The sequence below is a fragment of the Methanoculleus formosensis genome, assembly GCF_025384765.1.
Lineage (GTDB): Archaea > Halobacteriota > Methanomicrobia > Methanomicrobiales > Methanoculleaceae > Methanoculleus > Methanoculleus formosensis.
The window spans coordinates 1-19559 of record NZ_VHLL01000014.1 but is presented as its reverse complement, the minus strand read 5'-3'; the positions used below and the strand labels follow the sequence as shown (position 1 = coordinate 19559).

Below are 19559 nucleotides of genomic sequence, written 5' to 3'. Positions count from 1 at the left end.
GCAAAAATACAGAAATATGAGATCTTCAATAGAGTTTTCATTCGTTCGGATACGGGAGTTCATCCAGACCGGTCGGCCGGAAACAGAACAGTATATACCGCACCGGGGAGAGGGAACTTCCATGCAGCGGATCATCGACTGGAACGAGCTCTGGAAGGCGGTATACGCAAGTTCTCCCGACCGCGTCGAGAAAGGCCGCGATCCGGCCGCTCACTGGAACAAACGCGCCGCCGCCTACCGCCGGGCCACCCGTGACGAGAGACGGGCGACCGAGCAGGAACTCGCGATCCTGGATGCACGGCAGGGCGAGACCGTACTCGATGTGGGTGCCGGAACAGGGAGGCTGGCCGTGCCGGTCGCCCGGACCGCCGCCCACGTCACCGCCCTCGACCCCTCGGAAGGGATGCTCGCCGCCCTCCGGGAGCGGATGGCGGCGGAGGGGCTCACGAACTACTCCTGTCTCCGGAAACGCTGGGAGGATACCGTCATCGGCAGGGACATCGAGCCGCACGACGTCGTCATCGCGGCGTTCTCGCTCGGGTTCTACGACCTCGCCGCCGCACTCGAGAAACTCGACGCCGCGGCTCGCCGGGCGGTCTACCTCTTCTGGCACGCGGGCGAGTGGCGGGACCCCGACGAGATGGCGCTCTACCGGGCGGTCTTCGGGGAAGAAGCGACCATGCGCAAGGGCTACCCTGACTACATCTACCCGGTCAACATCCTCCACGACGCCGGGGTCTACCCGAACGTCCGGATCTACCACGCTTTCTGGGACGCGATCTACGACTCGGTCGAAGATGCCGCCCGGGCCTGGGCAGCGATGCACAACCCCGGGATGGAGGATCTCTCGCCGGTCAGGGACTACTTTTCGCGGACGCTCCGCGAAGACGGGTCCGGGAAGTATGTCGAGACGACGGTGCGGCCGACCGCGGCGGTCTGGTGGGAGAAAGAAGGGAAGTGAGGCAGGCAACCACATCAGCGGTGCGATCGGCATCGGCACTATCCGGCAAAGCGGGAGCCCGCATCCGTGAACCCATTCCCGGGAAAGAGAGATGGCGGACTGAGATTCTGGACAAAAACGTTGGCCCTCCAATAGAGTATATACCGCTATTGTCTCACCATTCACGGACGTATTCAATGTCGAGAATCCATATATCAACTCATCTCCTTCAATTTTGCCATGACAGGAATGAGTCTGTCAAGGATGTCCACGGTTGCCGTCGTCGGCACTCTCGTGGTTCTTCTGATGGTGGCAGGATGTCTTGGTAACGATCAGACAACCACGCCGGAGCGGATCACGGTAACAGGGTCGACCACGGTGCTCCCCATCGCCGAGCAGGCGAGAGAAGCGTTCGAGGCACAGGACGCCTCCGCGGAGATCATGGTGAGCGGAGGGGGCTCGAGCGTCGGGGTCAAGGCCGCCGGCGAGGGCACCGCAGACATCGGCATCTCCTCACGGGACCTCAAACCCGCAGAGACCGCAGGTTACCCGGGTCTCGTCAAGCACCACATCGCCGATGACGCGATCCTCCTCGTCGTCAACCCGGCAAACAGCGTCGAGAGCCTCACACCTGGTGAGATACGGGGCATCTACAACGGTACCTACACGAACTGGAACCAGGTTGGCGGGTCTGAGGCGCAGATCGTCGTTGTAGGGAGAGACAGTGCTTCGGGGACGCGGGAGTTCTTCTCCGAGTTTGTCATGGACGAGGAGGACTTCGTCAGGACTCAGGAGGAGTTTAACTCGAACGGCGGCATCCAGCAGAAGGTATCGCAGACACCGGGCGCGATCGGTTACGTCGGCCTCGGCTACACCGAAGGCGTGAAGCCGCTCGCGCTGGACGTCGACGGGACCGACATTGAGCCCACGCTCCAGAACATCACCGCCGGAACGTATCCCATCAGCCGGCCGCTCTACATGCTGACGAACGGGGAGCCCGAGGGGCTTGCGCAGCGGTACATCGAGTTCATCCTGAGCGCCGAAGGACAGGAGATCGTAGCGAGCGAAGATTATATCCCGGTACGGGGATGAACGGGGCAGCACCCCCAATTTTTAGTGCTACAGCGGCGGAGTGCTGATGGCAAGAGATTTCAGTATACGGGCTCGATGCCAGAACTTCGGGTGGCCGCGAGACCGCGGAACGCCGGAGATCGGCGGGCCGGCCACCGGAACAAAGAGACAGTTCGTCGATTGGGCTGTCGGCAAACTGCTCTTTGTTGGCGCACTGGCCGCGATCGTCGCAGTCTTCTTCATCATCATATTCCTGCTCCGTGACGGCTACCAGATCGTTCTCGAGACGGGCTTCTGGAACTTCCTCGCCGGTGCGGAATGGAATCCGACCGGCAGGAACCCGGCCTACGGGGTCTTCCCGCTCATCACCGGGACGCTCCTGGTCATGGCGCTCGCGATGGTCATCGCCGTCCCGCTCAGCATCGGGAGCGCCGTCTTCATCGCAGAGATCGCCTCCCCGAGGATGAAATCGGTCATAAAACCCGCTATCGAACTGCTGGCCGGCATCCCCTCCGTCGTCTACGGGTTCTTCGGCCTGATCCTCCTGACCGACTGGATACGCGTCACCTTCGACCAGCCGTCGGGGTCGAGCTGGCTCGCGGGCTCGATCCTCCTCGCGATCATGTCCATACCGACGATCACGAGCGTCGCCGAGGACGCCATCAGTTCGGTCCCGAAAGAGTTCAAAGAGGGCAGCCTTGCCCTCGGGGCAACCCACTGGCAGACAATCCGGCGCGTCATCGTACCCGGCGCGCTCTCCGGCATCAGCGCAGCGATCATCCTCGGGATGGGGCGCGCCATCGGCGAGACGATGGCGGTGCTGATGGTCACGGGGAACGCCGCCGTCATCCCGGACCCGATCTACGACGTCTTCTCCCCCGTACGGACGCTGACCGGGACGCTGGGCATCGAGATGGGCGAGGTCGCGTTCGGAAGCACGCATTACCATGCGCTCTTCGGTGTTGCGGTGGTCCTGCTCTTCACCACGCTCGCGATCAACAGCGCGGCACGGGTCATCATCACCCGGATACAGGGAACACAGGGTACGGCACGGCCCACGCCGTCCGGGCGGGTGAAGGCCGCGATCCTGCACTCCACGCCGTATCAGGCTATTACCGGGGCGGCCTCACGCATAACCCACGCCATATCGGCGCCGTTCGGAAGGCTTCTCCCCCCGAGGGCCTCGCAGCGATGCGCGTTCCTCCTGGTATCGCTCTCGGTCGCGATCGTGATCGCGGCTCTCGGGGTGATCCTCTTCGAGATCGTCGTCAACGGAGCCGGAGCGATCTCCTGGGAGTTCCTGACCGGGTCGCCGAGAGATCTCGGGAGAGCAGGAGGAATATTCCCCGCGATCGTCGGGACGTTCTACCTCGTGGGAGGAGCCCTCGCCGTCGCCCTCCCCCTCGGGATCGCGACGGCAATCTACCTGATCGAGTACACCGCCGACACGGCGCTGACACGGTCCATCCGGACCGCGGTGGACCTGCTGAACGGAACGCCGTCCATCGTCTTCGGACTCTTCGGGTTCGCGTTCCTGGTGCTCTTTATGGGCTTCGGGGTCTCGCTGATCGCCGGACAGATCACCCTCGGCCTGATGATCCTCCCGATGATCATCCGGACGACCGAAGAGGCGCTCCGGTCGATCCCCGGCTCCCTCCGGGAGGGAAGTTACGCTCTCGGCGCCACAAAGTGGCAGACGATCTGGCGGGTGGTCCTTCCCCCGGCACTCCCCGGGATCCTCACCGGAGCGATCCTCTCCATCGGGCGTGCTGCAGGCGAGACGGCCCCCATCATGTTCACGGCAGCGATCTTCAGCAGCAGATTCCTGCCGTCGTCGCTCACGGAACCGGTGATGGCGCTCCCATACCACCTCTTCGTCCTCACCACAACCATTCCGGGGGCGGCCACGCAGAGTTACGGGACCGCGTTCGTGCTCCTGCTGCTGGTCCTCACGATCTATCTCGCCGCGATCCTGGTTCGGCGGCGATACCACCGGGCAACGGTGATGTAAATGACTGGATCCACGATCCTCGAGACGACAAACCTCAACCTCTGGTACGGGCAGAAACATGCCCTCATCGATATCTCGCTCCAGATCCCGAAGAATAAGGTCACGGCGCTGATCGGACCGTCGGGATGCGGGAAATCGACCCTGCTCCGGTGCTTCAACCGGATGAACGACCTCATCGACTCCTCAAGGATCACCGGAGAGATTCTCTTTAACGGGAACGATATCCACGATCCCCATGTGGACGTATACGCGATCCGCGAGAAGATCGGCATGGTCTTCCAGAAACCGAACCCATTTGCGAAGAGCATCTACGAGAACGTCGCTTACGGCTCCCGTATTCACGGGGTGGGCGATAAGAAGGAACTCGACCGCACCGTCGAGGAGAGCCTGAAGGGGGCCGCGCTCTGGGACGAAGTGAAGGACCGCCTCCACGAACCCGCGCTCTCCCTCTCGGGCGGACAGCAGCAGAGGCTCTGCATCGCGCGATCCCTTGCGGTCGGGCCGGAGGTGATCCTGATGGACGAGCCATGCTCCGCCCTCGACCCCATCGCTACGGCAAAGATCGAGGACCTCATCGTCCGGCTTGCCCGGGACTACACGGTCGTCATCGTCACGCACAACATGCAGCAGGCGGCACGGGCCAGCGACTGCACCGGGTTCATGTACCTGGGAAGACTGGTGGAGTTCGACAAAACCACGAAGATCTTCGAAGATCCCGGTGAAGAACTGACGGAGAACTACATCACCGGGCGGTTCGGGTAGGGAGAACCAATGGTAACGAAATTTCATACGGAAATTGCGTCCCTGAAAGGGGATGTTCTCGCGATGGGCCGCCTCGCACAGGGTATGCTCCGGCAGTCGATGGTAGCGTTGAAGGCCCAGGACGTGACGCTCGCCGAGACGATCGGCGAGGAGAAGCAGAAACTCGCGGATTACGATGATGGGATCGAGCAGAAATGCCTGAGACTCATCGCCCTCAACCAGCCGATGGCAAAAGACCTCCGGACGATCGCAGCCTCGATGAAGGTGACCACGAGCCTCTACCGCATCGGTCGCTACGGGAAAGACATCGCCATCATTGTACCTGAACTCGCCGGGGCGCCGCACGTGGGAAACCTCGTCAGCCTCCCCCACATGGGAGAGGTCGTCGACGGGATGATAACGGATGTGCTGGTCGCGTTCGAGCGTGAAGACCTCAGCGTGATAGCCGATATCCAGAGCCGGGAGGAGGTCGTCGACGCCCTCAGGTACTCCATATTCCGCGAGTCGCTCACCTACATGATGGAAGACCCAAGAAACATCACCCGGTGCACGAACTACGTCATGATCGCCCGATACTTCGAACGTTGCGGGGACCACGCCTGCAGGATCGCGGAGAAGGTGCACTACATGGTGACGGGCGACCGGATCGAGATACGGTGAGACGGCGAAAAAAATCCTTTTTCATCCTCCTCTATGAGCCTGACGCGCTCGGTTGAAAGGCATACGGGCATCCTTTATGTAGGGGGCAGGGTAGCGCTCTACGAAACAACCGGTCATCCGAGATTCCCTTTGGATGTTCCCGCTCGCATGCCGGTCCGGGACACGGCTCTCCAGAGGAGGAGCGCGAAGCGCGGGTGGGGTGGAGGGAAGACCGCACCCGGCGAGGCGTTATTCCCAGGTCCATTACAGGGGGATAGCCTCCACTCCACCCCTTCCTGCGGGGGGCAGCGCCCGGGCGGGTGATCGCCGGACATTTCCAAGCGGTATTTATACCCGCGGATGAATTACTCAACGATGCAGAACGAGCCCTCCGTCAACCTGAAAGGCATCGCGTGGTCGGCGATGCAGCAGTACGGCTTCATCCCTGCCTTCCCACCGGCCGTCACCCGGGAAGTCGGCGCTCTCAGCGAGAATGTCTTCCCGGATACCCCCACAGGTCCCCTCGATCTCCGGTCGCTCCTCTGGTCATCGATCGACAACCACGACTCAGAGGATCTCGATCAGATCGAGGTCTGTGAACGGGAAGAGAACGGCGCGATCCGGGTCAGGGTCGCGATCGCGGACGTCGACTCCCGCGTCCCGAAAGGCTCGGCGACCGACCGGCACGCCGCCCATAATGGGACATCGGTCTACACCGGCGTTACGACGTTTCCCATGCTCCCCCTCCGCCTCTCGGCGGGCATTACCTCGCTCCTCCCCGACCGTGATCGGATGGCGATCGTCATCGAGTATAGCGTCCTTGCCGATGGAAGGACGCGGCCCGGCGAGATCTACCCCGCGCTCGTCAGGAACCACGCGAAACTCGTCTACGAGGAGGTCAGCGACTGGCTGGAGGGGAGCGGGCCGGTCCCGGGGACGGTTGAGGAGACACCGGGCCTCGCGGAGCAGGTCGCTCTCCAGCACGAGGCCGCGATGCGGATGAAGAAGCGCCGGACGGAACAGGGAGCGCTCGCTCTCGAGACGATCGAGGCCGAGCCGGTCGTCGAGGAGAACCGGGTGATGGCTCTCGTCATCCAGGAGCAGAACCTCGCCCGGTGCCTCATCGAGGAGTTCATGGTCGCTGCGAACGGAACCCTGACGGCGTTCCTCGCCGCCGCCGGTCTTCCCATGATCCACCGGGTCGTCCGCATCCCGAGGAACTGGGACGGGATCGTCCGCGAGGCCGCTGAGCTCGGCGAGACCCTGCCCGACCGGCCGGACGCCGAAGCGCTCACCCGGTTCCTGATCCGGCAGAAGGCGGCCGACCCCGACCGGTTCCCCGACCTCTCCCTCACGATCGTGAAACTGATGGGTGCAGGGGAGTACGTGGCGTTCCGGCCGGGAGACGAGCCGGTCGGCCACTTCGCCCTCGCCGTCACCGACTACACCCACGGCACCGCCCCGAACCGGCGCTACGTCGATATTGTCATCCAGCGGCTGGTAAAATCGGTCATCGATGGGGGTGGATGCCCGTACACCTGCGAGGAACTCGACGCCCTCGCCGACCGGATGACCGACCGGGAGAAGGCGTCGCAGAAGGCCGAACGCTTTGTGCGAAAGGCCGCGGCCGCGGTCCTCCTCCGGGAGCGGATCGGCGAGACGTTCGCAGCGTTCGTCACCGGCGCCTCGGAGAAGGGGACCTATGTCCGGCTGATCGATCCCCCGGCGGAAGGAAAAGTGGTTATCGGCGAGGAGGGACTCCGGGTCGGCCAGAAAGTCCGCGTCCGCTTGCTCGCGACAGACCCCTACAAAGGCTTCATCGACTTCGCACGCACCGGGTGAGGAGCGGTTCCGGCAGATCGACGCAGAAAAAAGAAGGGGTTCAGTGTATCCTTTCCAGGTGGACGTCCACCTTCGGGAAGGGGATCGCGATGCCGGCCACCCTGAACGCCTGAACAACGCCACGGTTCAGATCCCACTGCACGTCCCACATATCGGGCGTCTTCGCCCACGCACGCAGGGCGAGGTTCACCGAAGAGTCAGCGAGTTCGGTGACGACAACCGCAGGTTTCGGCGATGGGAGCACCCCTTCGTGGGCCGTCATCAGTTCGGTGGCAACCCGGATCGCCACATCGAGGTCGCTGTCATAGGGGACCCTGACCTTGACCTCGACGCGGCGGGTTTCCATCCGGGTAGAGTTGATCACCGGGCTTCCCCAGACGAGGGAGTTCGGGATGGTGATGTAGGTGTTGTCGGCTCGCACGAGTTCTGTTGCCATGATGCCGACCGAGACGACCGTCCCGGATATGCCGTTGACCTCGACGAGTTCATCCTTATCGATGGGGCGGAACGCTGCCAACCAGACCCCTGCAGCGAGATTGGTGACGGTGTCCTGCAGGCCGAAACCGAGGATGAGCCCGATCACCGCCGAGAGCCCGATCACCACAGAGGAGATGTCGAACCCGATCGTCGCGATGACGATGAGGGTGAGGAGCACGTAGAGCAGGATCGCAAAGAACCGGACCAGGAACTCGACGACCAGGTCGGGCAGTTTCGAGACCCGGGAGAGCATCTGTGTGAAGGCGGCCGTGAGCACCTTCACCACGATCCACCCGATGATCGCGACAAGTACAGCGAGGACAACGCTCTCGAACGTGATGTCGGAGAGCGGAACGGTGACGTTGAGGATTTCTGCAATCTCCATGCATTAAAATGGCACGGGAGTTCAGATATACCGAACCCCCAAAGAGATGAAAAGAAGGAGGGGAGCACCGCTACAGCCGTGACCGCACCGCTCCTGCATGGCTGGACAGAAAGACGGCGGAGCTAAGGAGAGGGTATACGGTTGACTCGCAAGAGAGGTGAACTACCCCCCGCTTACGCAGGGGGTCTCCCGGCTCATGCCGCCGGGCCGCGCGGAGATAGGCAGCCGGATTCAATACCCAAGCCGGTCCTTGATCAAGACGAGGGACACCCGCCCGTCGGTGTCTTCCTTATCGAGGATCACGTGCTTGCCGATGTAACTTCCCATGCCGTAGACGCGCTGTGACCGCTGGTTCTCGAGCGGCAGGCAGTACTCCCGGCACCGCCGGAGGGCATCGTCGACGGTCGGCACGATCTTGTTCGCCCCCGAGACGAGGATGAGATGGGCCGCCGCGTGAGGCCAGGCCCCCATCCGGCTCCCGGTCTTGTCGCACCCGACGACCTCGCCCGACTCGGCGATCGCCTGCACCCCGGAGAGGTAGTAGTCGGCGGCCACGCTCTTTCTGCGAAGCGCGTGCCGTTTCTCAGTGTCGTTCTCGGCCGTGATGGTCGCGTGGTAGTCGCGCCACCCCTTCGGGTTCTCCTCGATCACCCGGTCAAACCCCATCTCGGCGAGGGTCGTCGAGGAGCCGAACATGACCTCGACCCCTTCCGGGATCAGGTCGACGAGCGCCCGGAGCCCATCCTCGGCCGTATCCACGAGGATCACCTTCACATTCCGGGCTTCAACCGCTTCGGCCGTTCTTTTGATCGTCGCCTCATTCGGTACCCGGTTCCACCGTTCCGTGTCCACCCCGGCATCCTTTGCCAGGTTGACCGTACTGTACTCGGTGGGTTTTGCCATCTGCTGGCCGGTAAGATCTGCCATAGGATCACCCTCCCCCCGGAGGTATGTCATCCCACATATACCTCTGGGTCATCGGGGTCTCAATACCAGACGCGCTCCATGAGCACCCGACCGTCCTCCCGGAACCGGATCCCCTCCATCTCAAGCAGCCTCCGTTTCATATCGAGGCCGCCCTGAAACCCGCCGAGAGATCCGTCCGAGCGTAGCGCCCGGTGGCAGGGGATGACGAGAGGAAAGGGGTTCCTCGCGAGGGCACTCCCAACAGCCCGGGAGGCGGACGGATTTTCGAGGTGCCGGGCGATGCGCCCGTAGGTGCTGACGTATCCCCGGGGTATACCGTACTCGGCGAGGAGGACACGCCGCTGGAAGGGCGGACAGCGGTCGAGGTCGAGGAGGCCGGTATCGAACCGCACGTCGTCTCCCGTAACGAAGGACTGTATCCCGGCGACCAGCGTCCGGATCTCGCGGGGCTCATCGACGGAAGGCACGGCCTCGATCATCGCCGCGTCGGTTCGCGGGTCGCAGGGGAGGAGGATTCTCTGCACCCTCGGCCCGGGGCGGGAGTCGACCCAGACGAGGCGAACCTTGCCGAACGCCGTCGCAAACCAGGTGACCACCGGCACCGCATCGGGCAGGCTGTCGGGAGACCGATCCATGATCTGAGTGGACAAAACCCCGGTATCTAACTTGCGGGAGGGAACACCCGCGACCGGGAATAGTCCCGACCGGGATCGAGTTATACCGGTACAACAGGTATATCAGGTGCCGGTGTGCACCAGAGGTAGATGTTTGAACAGATAGGGAATCTCATCGACGTCGTCATACACTTCGATGACTTCCTGCCGCTCGTTATTGAGGAGTACGGGATATTCGTCTACTTCTTCCTCTTCCTCATAATCTTCTTCGAGACGGGGGTCGTCGTCACCCCCTACCTTCCAGGCGATTCGCTCCTCTTCCTTGTAGGCGCAATCGCCGCACAGGGCGGCCTCAGCCTCTTCCCCGCCCTCGCGCTTCTCGTGGTGGCGGCGATTGCGGGGGACACGTTGAACTACTGGATCGGGAGAGGATTCGGCAGCCGGTTCCTCTCCCGGGGGATCCCGTTCATCAGACCGCACCATATCAGGAAGACGGAGTCGTACTTCGAGAGATACGGCGCAAAGACCATCGTGATAGCCAGGTTCGCTCCCTTCGTCCGGACTCTGGCGCCGTTCCTCGCGGGAACCGGGAAGATGGACTACTCCAGGTTTATCCTCTTCAATGCGACCGGAGGGGTGTTGTGGGTCACGAGTTTCATCCTCGCGGGTTACCTCTTCGGGAACATTCCCATCGTCGCCGAGCACTTTAACATCGTCATCTTCGCGATCATCGCGGTCTCGTTCGTCGGCGTGGGTTCGATGGTCCTCGATGTCAGGAAGGTGTGAGACCCGGATTCTTCTCTCAAAAAAGGTCAGGAGGCGGGTGTGGCCTCCACAGCCACCTCCTCCTCTTCCATCGCCTGGCTGTCCCAGACCATGGGGCTCTTCATCTCGGTCATGATCACCCGTGAGCCGGGGGGAACCCGGATCGCGTCGCCGATATCCTCCGGGGCCAGCGCCCAGACGACCTGGTGCTTGACGTCACCGTCAGGCAGCAGCACCACGACGCTGTAGGTGCTCATGCCCTCCTCAGGAGTACCCTCCTCCTCCCCCGGGGTGATACGGTAACAGGTAAACGTGACCGGGGCCGCTTCTCCTTCCATACTCTCTTCTGCTCCACCTCTCATACGCGTTCCTCCATCACCCGGACGTGCGCGGCCCCGCGAGGTCGAAGAGGCCACTCCCCTCCTCCCCCGGGAGCCCGGCGCCACGCCGGAGAGCCACCTCCTCTGGACCTCGGGGTTATAATACCTTGCCCCTGCCGCGCCTCAGGCAGGGAGATGAGGCGCACCCCGCGAGGGGTTCGGTGCTGGCGGTACGCTGCCGGAAAAAAGTATTCTACGGGAGGCCGGCTCTCACGCAACGTGGATGTACCGCTCGACCAGTTCCCGGATCGCGTCGTTGTTGCCGTAGAGCCTCTCGCTCAGGCCACGGTCGCCGAAGGCCTTCAGGGTATCGATCCGGCTCCCGATCATCCCCGCGGGGAAGATCCCGCTTGCCTCGAAGATCGCACGCTTCGCCTCGAGTGCCTCGGCCGACTCGACACAGGAGGCGGGGAGCTGCCGGAACTCCGCGAGCCGCTCCTTGAACTCGGGGCGGAATATGTTCCCGCTGACGTAGAGTTTCTCGGCCATATCGAGCGCGTCGGGCATCTCGATCCCCCGGAGCGCCGCCACGATGAGACCGGCGACGATCAGGTAGGGATCGGCCGAACCGTCGGCGACCCGGTACTCGAACGTCTGCTTCGATGGGCGGTTCTGCCGATGACCGTTCTCGCCGGGGTTGGCGTCGCGGGTCATGCCGTCCGCGCCGACCCAGCCGAGAGGAACCCGGACCACGACCGAGCGGTTGCGGTCGCCCCAGCAGACCGTCGTCGGCGCCTCCTGGTGCGGGACGAGACGGAGGTAGGATGTCGGGATGGTATTGCCGAAGGCGGTCAGGGCGTCGGAGGCGTCGAGGATGCCGGCGATCATCTTCCGGGAGAGCGGGCTCAACTTACCACCCTCGACCAGCAGGTTTTTGCCGTCCTTCTCGACGAGCATATGGAAGTGCATCCCGCTCCCGGCCTTGCCGACGGTGATCTTCGGGGCGAAGCTGATCTCGACGCCGTACCGGTTGCCGAGCATCCGCAAGACCCACTTCGCGACGACCAACTGCTCGACCGCCTGCTCCACCGGCATCGGCAGGAACTCGATCTCGTGCTGCTCGTAGTAGGTGTCGCCGTTATAGAAGCACCCGACCTCAGAGTGGCCGTACTTGATCCTGCCTCCGGCACGGGCAATGAGGCGCATCGCCTCGTCCCGGAGATCCGCGAACTTAACGAAGGGTTCGGCCGAGTGGTAGCCCCTCTGGTCGCGGCCGGGGTAGAGGTCGTCCCGCGGGCTGACGACGTAGTACTCGAGTTCGCCGAGGGTCTTGAAGGTGCAGCCGGTCCGGCGGGTGAACTCCTCGTTCGCCTTGCGGAGCACGTACTCGGGGGCGCTCTCGAGAGGTTTCCCGTCGCTGTCGTAGAACGAGCAGAGGAACTCAAGCGTCGGCACCTCGGCAAACGGGTTCACGAACGCCGTGCGGTAGCGGGGGATGACGTAGAGATCGCTGCTCCCCGCCTCGATGAACGAGAAGAGGTTGCTGCCGTCGACGCGCTCGCCGTCCGAGAGGATGGTATCGAGGTGTTCCCTTGAGGAGATGACAAAATTGAGGGTCTTGAGTTTTCCGTCCTCGGCGGCGTAGCGGAAGTTGACCATCTCGATCCCGTTCGCCTCGCAGAACCGTATGATATCCTCTTTCGTAAATTCCGCTGGATTCTTCTTGAAAAAACGTACCAGCTCGTTGGGGTTCATCAGGATCTCAGAATCGTTCATATTTTTTTTACGTTGTCTTCGACCGTATAAAAATGAGTCTCCGCCTCGCCGGACCCGGTCCGCCGAAGAGACCGGACTTCCGGATTTACGAGGGGCGGAGAGCCGGATCAAGGATGTGAGCAGCCGCACGAGGGTTAAATAAGACAGCAAAATCGTCTCACACCGCCCGCGCGACGAATAACGGCGCCGTTTTGATCGTTAGCCCGCGGTGTCCAGATGCCCGGAGAGATCCCAGCGTAGCGGGGCCTTCGGGATGGCGTCACCCTCTCCCCGGAACCCCGCCACCTCCGCGAGCACCGCAAGACCGAGCCGGGCGTTCCTCGCGGCATACCCGGACGAGACATGGTCGACGGTGTCGTCCGGGGTATGGGCCGGGCCGTGCTCCTCAGAGTGGGTCGTCACGGCCGGGTAACCCCGGTCGCGGAAGGATACGTGATCTGAGGTGCAGGAATGGACGTTCTCGGTCAGGGTGAAGTTCATGGAGTAACGGGTGTTGCAGTCGGCCATGAGTGCCGCGATATCCCCGGACTGCTCGTCGTAGACGATATCGAGGACGGAGCGGTTGAGGGGATCGTAGCAGGACGAGTCGTAGTTGAGGTAAAGGACGATCGGGGCGGCCGCATCGGCGGCGTAGTCGGCGCTGCCGAGACGCCCGACCTCTTCGCCGTTCCAGAACGCGAACTCGACCGTCCGGTCGAACGAGTGGCCGCTCATCACCCGGGCGAGTTCCAGGACGATCGCGACGCCGCAGCCGTTGTCGGTAGCCCCGGGCGCCCGGCCGGGGTCGAACGACCTGCTGTCGTAGTGTGCTCCCACCACCACGACCCCGTCGGAGGCGGTGTCGCTTCCCGGGAGCGTGGCGACGATGTTCCTGATATCCCCGCCCTGGAACTCCACCTCGAGCCCGGGGATGGCCGCAAGTCTCTCGGAGAGGTACTCGCCCGCCTCCCGGTTGCCGTCGGTGCCGTAGACCCGGGTCGAGAAGTTCTGCAGGTCGTAGGTCGTGTTCTCCAGTTCCGACTCGTTGATCTCGCTGAGCATCGCGGCGATCCCGGGATCGTACTCACCCCCGGATGTACCGGTGGCGGCTGCCGGGGCGACCGCAAGGAGAACCGCTACGCCGGCGAGGAGCGGGAGAGTGAGCGGCGCTCCATGAGAGCGAGCATGCCGCCCGGTCTGCTTTCCGTGCACTGAATCCTGTTTCATGGGTGATCACGCAGGAGACGTCGAAAGGGGAGGGGGAGATATATACTTTCTCCCGGGCAAAGAGGGGGTTACGATCGGAGAAGAGAGGCGCCTCCGGCCGGAACGGCCCGAAAACGCTCCGGGAATCCCCGGGAGGGAAACGCAGGTTCCGGGGCCAGGTATATATTGCATGGCGTAGAGAGTTCACGACCGGCCTGGAGGCGGACGAGAGAGATGCCCGACCGACCATCAGCAAGCGACGAGTCGACCCTCTTACGATGGATGCGGCTTGAACTCGGCAGGATCAACGACGGGGTTGTTGCGGAGCGCAAGCGACTCTCCCGGCTTCTTCGGGAGGAGCACCCGTCGTCCGTCACGAAAGGAGGCGACCGCTACGACTTCGACCGGGACACTCTCCTCCGGCTCGAGCAGGCGCTCCCGGGAGAGTTGCAGAGACGGCTCCGGGTCCCGATCCTCTTCTACTTCGACTCGACGGTTCCAAACAGTTTCTTCCTCGCGGACGAGGCCGCGGTGCAGGCTCTCCAGGACCTCGGGGAGATCAGTAGCCTTCGGAGGATGCAGGGCGGGAGGGTCTGGATCGCAAAACCCCTCGTCTACGCCGCCATGAACCGATACCCGACGGTCATGCAGATCGTGATGGGGTAGGGGGATCGTCCCCTACCGCAAAGAGGATGAACGTCTCCCCGGCGCCCGAGAGGATACCCGCAGCCTGGTGGCCGGCGATCGGATACGCGGCCGCGGAGGCGCTCGCCGGCCAATCACCCATATACCGGGCCTCGGTGATGGGCGGGGTTTCGGGAGACGGCCGATCCTGTGCTCCAACGACGATACAGGCAACCAACCCGCCGACAACCAGAACCTGGATGCCGGCGATCAATAGTATGGCCATCTTCTGCTGGGAGATTCTATCACCCCGCGTGCCGGAGGCGGGGATCTTACTTAAAATTTGTGATTATTATACTATAGAATAATATATATTGGCACATATTTTGCGTGAGGTACCAGAGAGAGGGAGCAGTACTTCGCTAAAACAGTTGAAGTGATCTTCAAGAGGTCAATCCATCGACCTCGTCCGGGTGCTGCCGATCCCGGTGTAGGTCGCTGTGCGAGGCTGCATGGGTCGATTGGAGAGGCTGTTATGAGCGAAGTACTGGGGAGGGGCATCAGCCAGAACGGCCCGGGGACTGGCCGGAATCGCCCTTCTTCCCGGCCGTCCTCCGGAACCGCTCAAACACCGGGCGGGTGACCTCATCCATCTGCCGATCGAAGTAGTTCACCCACTCTGCGACGAGGGCAAGGTGCTCCTGCTGCGCGGAGAGGCGATCCTCGAGGTCATTGACGGCTTTCTGGAACCGTTCGGCCTCCCTCGCCCTCAGTTCCCGCTCTTGCTCGAGTTCTTCGGTCAGGGTTACGATCCGACGCTCCTGCCGGGCCAGCGTGTCCCGCATCACCCCGAACTCGATCACCACCTCGGGGGGGAGCGGGGCGGCGGTCCGATCGATCTCTTCGACCGGTTCCGCCGGGGCGGCCTGCTTCTTCCCGGACCTGACCTCCTCGGCGATCTCGTCGGGGGAGAATCCCCGCCCGGAGAGATCCGCGAGTTCCCGGACGATCTTTGCCGCCTTCTGCGGGAAGAGCCTGACCGGCCCGATCGTCCGGTAGGTGAAAAGACTGTCGTAGGTCTGGATGAGCGCCCGGACATCCTGCTCCGAGAGCCCGGTGAGACTCGCGATATCGCCGATCTTCAGTTCCTTCTCATGCATGCTGCCATCCTCCGCGCCCGCCCGCGCCCCAGGGCGGGAACCCTACGTAATTCTTTGTCGTCATCAGGTATAGGTACATGCCGGATCACGTTTTTTCCCGCCGGCGCCCCAGTACTGGTATCATGAACCGGGGAGAGAGGGAGAGTTTCGCGGGCAAAACGACCATTATTCTGAAGCGGGTGCGCACCGCCCGGCTTCAGGTGCGGCCGGACGGGACCCTGCGTGTGGTCGCCCCCCCGTCGTTCGACGTCGGGGGGTTCCTCCAACGCAACGCGGCCTGGATAGAGAAGCGGCGCCGTGAACTCGACAGGCTGGCCGCTGAAGGGTGCGGGCGGGAGGAGATGCTCCTCCTGCACGGGCGGTTCTGCCGCGTGATCCCGGGTGCGCGGTTCGCGGTCGACGAGGATGCGGGAACCGTCGCCTCTCCGTCCGTCCCCGCTCTCCGAAGAGGGCTCTCCCGGATGCTGAAGGAGGAGGTTCTCGACCGGCTGGAGGCCTGCCCGGATCTCGCCGGCCGGCGGCGGGGGCGGATCGCGGTGAAGCTGCAGAAGACGCGGTGGGGGAGCTGCTCGGCGCTCGGGAACATAAACGTCAACCTGCGCGTCGTAGCCCTCCCGGCGACGCTACGGGAGTACGTCGTCGTCCACGAGGCTGCCCACCTCCGCGAGCAGAACCACTCGAAACGGTTCTGGCACCTCATCGGCGAGCACTACCCCGATCACCGGGCGGCGGAGGCCGAACTGCGCCGCTACTGGATCATCCTCGAGCGGAACCGGGTCTGGAAGGCGCTCGGAGAGACGGGGTGAGGGGTATCAGCACTTTGCTACAGTTCTGAGGACCCTCCGAAGGCCAAACCATCGACCTGCCCATCGGCCAGTCGCACATCGCACCTGCGGTGCTCATGCTCCGGTTCTTACGAATCGTCGCACCCTTCGGGAAAGTCGTCCTTCGCGTGAGGCAGTATCATTATCTGCACCTGTTGACTCACGCGAAGCCGCGAAGGACGCGAAGATCGGTGTAATTACCTGTAACTCCCTTCGCGGCTTCGCGTTCTTCGCGTGAGACTGTATTACTAATCCCCAGCGAGTAACTCACGCGAAGTGCGAGCGAAGCGAGCTTGAGCACCGTAGGCGCGAGCCGCGACTGTCCGCAGGACAAGAGCGTGAGAAGCCGTAGGCTTCGAGCCGCGAAGAGCGCGAAGGCCAGTATCAGGGTTACCACCAGCTCTTCATTACGGCATTGCGTGAGACTGCATCGTTTGATGTCAGGTATCAAAATTAGTGAAGTATTGGGATATCAGGAGTACTTCCGCCAGAACGTGGAGAGTTTCCTCGACTCGCCCCACCGTTCATCGAGCTGGTCGATGATCCCATTGATCCGCTGCACCTGCAAGCGGATCTTCTCCCTCGTCTCGGCATCGTCGAGCAGTTCGGCACGCCCCATGATCGCCTGGAGCGGGTTTCTGATATGATCGGCCAGCAGGGCGAACTGCTCCATGTTCCGCTCGATCTGGGAGTAGGCTTTTGATTTCAGGTCTTCGAGCTCTTTCTGGGCGGTGACGTCTCTTCCGACGGTGACGACCCTGGCGACCTCGCCGTGCTCGATGATCGGGATCCGCATCTCCCGCAGAACCATCTTCCGGTCGCCCGAAGAGAGAGACCGCTCCGACGTCAGCGGCCGGCCGGTCCGGACGACCCGCTCGTAGAGCTGCCGCGTCGCGGGAGGGAGGAACGGCACGACGGTGAAGAGATCCTTTCCGACAACGTCCGTCTCGAGCCCGAGGTCCTCGCACCAGGCGATGAAGGCGTCGTTCGCAAGAAGAACGGTGAGATGGGTGTCGACGACGGTGACGGTGTCGGTGATCGCGTCGAGGACGACCTGGTAGAGGCCCTCAGATTCCCGGAAGACGTATTCGGACTGTTTCCGGTCGAGGGCGCCCGCGATGATATGGACGGCCGCAGAGAGAAGAGCCACATCGTCGCCCCCAAACCGGGCGCCGCCGGAATCCAGATCGCAACCGACAAAGCCGACGACCGCTCCGTGCAGCCGAAGGGGGATCATCAGGGCCGCCGTAGCGCCGTGCCGCTCCAGCAACTCGCGCTCCACCCTGTCCGGCCGGCCGCTCCCCCCGTCCACGATCACCGTCTCGCCGTCGAGAACCCGCACGGCCCACCCGGGCGGATCGCCCTTGAGGAGGGTGCGCAACTCGCCCCGCAGCGGGACCTGCCCCGTCCGGCACCACTCGTGCGTTGCGCCGAGATGCGTCCGCGGACCGTTGAAGAGAGCGAGATAGACCCTGCACGCCTCGCAGGCGCGGCCGAGATCCTCGAGCGAGTCGTCGATCGCCGGATCGATCGCCGCTGGGTCCATGAATCGGGCGGGCATCGCCGCGACCGCCGCTTCGAGGCCGCTATCCGGATAGGATGCTACGCTAGCCCCGCGCTCCACGCCGGCCTCGATGCAGGAGAGGAGGAGCCAGACGTCGGCGGTCCCGGGGTCGCGGACGGTGCTGAGCGCTATCCGGGAGGAAAACGAGGTGGCGTCCCGCCGTCGGGCAGCGACCGTCCCGGTCCACTGTCCGGTGGAGAGCGCGAGGTCGATGCAGTCCTGCCCCTCTTCGGGGGAGAGCCAGAGGCGGGTCACCGGTACTCCAACCACCTCGGAGAGATCGTACCCCCACAGGGCAAGCAGCGAAGCGTTGGCAAAGGCGATGCACCCCTCCTGATCGACGATGCAGATCCCCAGTACTTCGCTAATTTTCGAACCAGCATATTCTCTGCCGAACCCGGAAACCCGCACAAAAACGAAAGATTTATATCGTTTGCAGGCGTCCCCTCATGCCTTTTGCCAAAAGCAAGAAGACGACCTGCAGAAAGAGTAACGACCTCAAGCCGAAAGAATGTTGTGCTCACGCCATTGCGGCGCTGGACCAGCACCTCACCATCCCGATCCAGGGTCGGCTCACCCAGACCGACCTGTTTCAGGCTCTGGTCGGCATGGCCGCGATGCAACAATCGATTCACTCGATCACCGGGTTTTTGGAGCATGTACCCTGTGAGACGTCATTTCGCTATCATCTCAACAAACTGGCTATGGATGATCTGGAGCAGAAGAGCACTGCTATCCTCACCCACCTCGTGCACCACGTCCTGAAACCCGGGAACGCGTATCAGTTTGCGATTGACTACACCAACGATCCGTACTACGGGAAGACTTCCGACGAGAACGAATCATATATCCTCCGAAGCAAACGCAAGCAATCGACGAACGAATTCTACTCCTACATCACCCTCTACGTGACCACCAGAGACCGGCAGGTGACGTTGGCCGTGTATCCGGTGCGGCAGGGGATCGCAAAGGTTGGGTACATCGCCCGGTGCCTCGACCGGATTGCCGAACTCGGGCTCAAGGTCGAGGTCCTCTGCCTGGACCGGGAGTTCTATACCCGGAAGGTCTTCGGGTTTCTGACCCAGGTGCAGGTACCGTTCATCGTTCCCGTCAAGAAGCAGAGCAACCGCATGAAAGCACTGCTCCAGGGGACGCAGTCCCGGTATGCCGAGTACCGGATGAGAGGAAAACCATCACTTCCCCTGACGATTGCCATTGCCGTGAAGTATGCGAAGGGGAGACGAGGAAAATACGGCGCTGAGAATCTGGGCTACGTTGTCGGCGGTATTGCCTGGCATCCGCTCCGGGTGCACCGGATCTACCGATCACGGTTCTCGATCGAGGCATCCTACCGGATGCGCAACCAGGTGAAACCCAGGACGAGCACAAGAAACCCCGTGATTCGGTATCTCTATGCAATCATCTCGTTTCTGCTGAAAAACGTCTGGATCGCTCTCTTATGGATACATTTCTCGCCGGTGAAGCAGGGACCGCGAACGATTGAAATGCGCGCGTTTCGATTCGATGCTTTTCGACTCATAATCTGGGAAGCGATCCGGGCATCGATGGGGATGGTGAAAGGAATTACGGTGTTACGGCAACGGGTTTAGAGAAAGGATGGTAGAACAAGGTCAAACAGAAGGAGAGGTGAGGGAGATTTAGCGAAGTACTGA

The 19559-nt window shown here is 62.6% G+C and carries 19 protein-coding genes; 10 read left to right on the top strand and 9 right to left on the bottom strand.

What is annotated here, in order from left to right:
- Positions 1–121: 121 nt before the first annotated feature.
- From FKB36_RS13015 to FKB36_RS12990, 6 genes are all read left to right on the top strand, one after another.
- Positions 122–961: a class I SAM-dependent methyltransferase gene (locus tag FKB36_RS13015; protein ID WP_261598525.1), complete on the top strand. Its 840-nt coding sequence runs from the start codon at positions 122–124 to the stop codon at positions 959–961.
- A gap of 243 nt (positions 962–1204) precedes the next feature.
- Positions 1205–2032: a phosphate ABC transporter substrate-binding protein gene (locus FKB36_RS13010; protein ID WP_261598524.1), complete on the top strand. Its 828-nt coding sequence runs from the start codon at positions 1205–1207 to the stop codon at positions 2030–2032.
- 46 nt (positions 2033–2078) lie between these two features.
- Positions 2079–4022: a phosphate ABC transporter permease PstA gene (pstA, locus tag FKB36_RS13005; RefSeq protein WP_261598523.1), complete on the top strand. Its 1944-nt coding sequence runs from the start codon at positions 2079–2081 to the stop codon at positions 4020–4022.
- Positions 4023–4784 carry a phosphate ABC transporter ATP-binding protein PstB gene (gene pstB / locus FKB36_RS13000; RefSeq protein WP_261598522.1) on the top strand — a complete coding sequence of 254 codons (762 nt, stop codon included), beginning with the start codon at positions 4023–4025 and terminating at the stop codon, positions 4782–4784.
- A 9-nt stretch (positions 4785–4793) separates the two neighbouring features.
- On the top strand, positions 4794–5444 hold the full coding sequence (gene phoU, locus FKB36_RS12995; protein ID WP_261598521.1) for a phosphate signaling complex protein PhoU: 651 nt from the start codon (positions 4794–4796) through the stop codon (positions 5442–5444).
- Positions 5445–5798: 354 nt separating this feature from the next.
- On the top strand, positions 5799–7265 hold the full coding sequence (locus tag FKB36_RS12990; RefSeq protein WP_261598520.1) for an RNB domain-containing ribonuclease: 1467 nt from the start codon (positions 5799–5801) through the stop codon (positions 7263–7265).
- Between the two features lie 40 nt (positions 7266–7305).
- On the opposite strand, the gene FKB36_RS12985 is transcribed toward FKB36_RS12990, so the two are convergent.
- The 3 genes from FKB36_RS12985 to FKB36_RS12975 form a co-directional block, all read right to left on the bottom strand.
- The gene (locus FKB36_RS12985) at positions 7306–8127 is read right to left on the bottom strand and encodes a mechanosensitive ion channel family protein (protein ID WP_261598519.1); all 822 of its coding nucleotides are present in this window, start codon (positions 8125–8127) and stop codon (positions 7306–7308) included.
- Positions 8128–8358: 231 nt separating this feature from the next.
- Complete coding sequence (locus tag FKB36_RS12980; RefSeq protein WP_261598518.1) at positions 8359–9054, bottom strand: lactate utilization protein; 696 nt, start codon at positions 9052–9054, stop codon at positions 8359–8361.
- A 59-nt stretch (positions 9055–9113) separates the two neighbouring features.
- A complete protein-coding gene (locus FKB36_RS12975; protein WP_261598517.1) occupies positions 9114–9689 on the bottom strand; it encodes a methylated-DNA--[protein]-cysteine S-methyltransferase in 576 nt (191 codons plus the stop codon).
- Between the two features lie 129 nt (positions 9690–9818).
- On the opposite strand from FKB36_RS12975, the gene FKB36_RS12970 reads away from it, so the two are divergent.
- Complete coding sequence (locus FKB36_RS12970; protein WP_261598516.1) at positions 9819–10454, top strand: VTT domain-containing protein; 636 nt, start codon at positions 9819–9821, stop codon at positions 10452–10454.
- 26 nt (positions 10455–10480) lie between these two features.
- On the opposite strand, the gene FKB36_RS12965 is transcribed toward FKB36_RS12970, so the two are convergent.
- The 3 genes from FKB36_RS12965 to FKB36_RS12955 all read right to left on the bottom strand — a co-directional run bounded on the left by FKB36_RS12965 (position 10481) and on the right by FKB36_RS12955 (position 13735).
- Positions 10481–10795: a hypothetical protein gene (locus FKB36_RS12965; RefSeq protein ID WP_261598515.1), complete on the bottom strand. Its 315-nt coding sequence runs from the start codon at positions 10793–10795 to the stop codon at positions 10481–10483.
- 228 nt (positions 10796–11023) lie between these two features.
- Positions 11024–12529 (bottom strand): glutamine synthetase family protein, encoded by a 1506-nt coding sequence (locus FKB36_RS12960; protein WP_261598514.1) that lies wholly within the window; start codon positions 12527–12529, stop codon positions 11024–11026.
- Positions 12530–12727: 198 nt separating this feature from the next.
- Entirely contained in the window at positions 12728–13735 is a 1008-nt protein-coding gene (locus tag FKB36_RS12955; RefSeq protein WP_261598513.1) for a M28 family metallopeptidase, read from the bottom strand.
- Between the two features lie 213 nt (positions 13736–13948).
- Between FKB36_RS12955 and FKB36_RS12950 the strand changes: the two genes are divergently transcribed.
- Positions 13949–14380, top strand: a complete 432-nt coding sequence (locus FKB36_RS12950; RefSeq protein ID WP_261598512.1) for a DUF61 family protein — start codon at positions 13949–13951, stop codon at positions 14378–14380.
- Here FKB36_RS12950 and FKB36_RS12945 read toward each other — a convergent pair.
- Both FKB36_RS12945 and FKB36_RS12940 read right to left on the bottom strand, forming a co-directional pair.
- Positions 14358–14624, bottom strand: coding sequence for a hypothetical protein (locus tag FKB36_RS12945; RefSeq protein ID WP_261598511.1), 267 nt, complete (start codon positions 14622–14624; stop codon positions 14358–14360). The genes FKB36_RS12950 and FKB36_RS12945 overlap by 23 nt on opposite strands.
- Positions 14625–14898: 274 nt before the next feature.
- A complete protein-coding gene (locus FKB36_RS12940) occupies positions 14899–15498 on the bottom strand; it encodes a hypothetical protein (protein ID WP_261598510.1) in 600 nt (199 codons plus the stop codon).
- Between the two features lie 122 nt (positions 15499–15620).
- Between FKB36_RS12940 and FKB36_RS12935 the strand changes: the two genes are divergently transcribed.
- Positions 15621–16304 carry a M48 family metallopeptidase gene (locus FKB36_RS12935; RefSeq protein ID WP_261598509.1) on the top strand — a complete coding sequence of 228 codons (684 nt, stop codon included), beginning with the start codon at positions 15621–15623 and terminating at the stop codon, positions 16302–16304.
- A gap of 490 nt (positions 16305–16794) precedes the next feature.
- Here FKB36_RS12935 and FKB36_RS12930 read toward each other — a convergent pair whose 3' ends face one another.
- Complete coding sequence (locus FKB36_RS12930; RefSeq protein WP_261598508.1) at positions 16795–18297, bottom strand: PAS domain-containing protein; 1503 nt, start codon at positions 18295–18297, stop codon at positions 16795–16797.
- Positions 18298–18335: 38 nt separating this feature from the next.
- On the opposite strand from FKB36_RS12930, the gene FKB36_RS12925 reads away from it, so the two are divergent.
- Entirely contained in the window at positions 18336–19496 is a 1161-nt protein-coding gene (locus FKB36_RS12925) for an ISH3 family transposase (RefSeq protein ID WP_014867130.1), read from the top strand.
- The last annotated feature ends 63 nt before the right edge of the window (positions 19497–19559 follow it).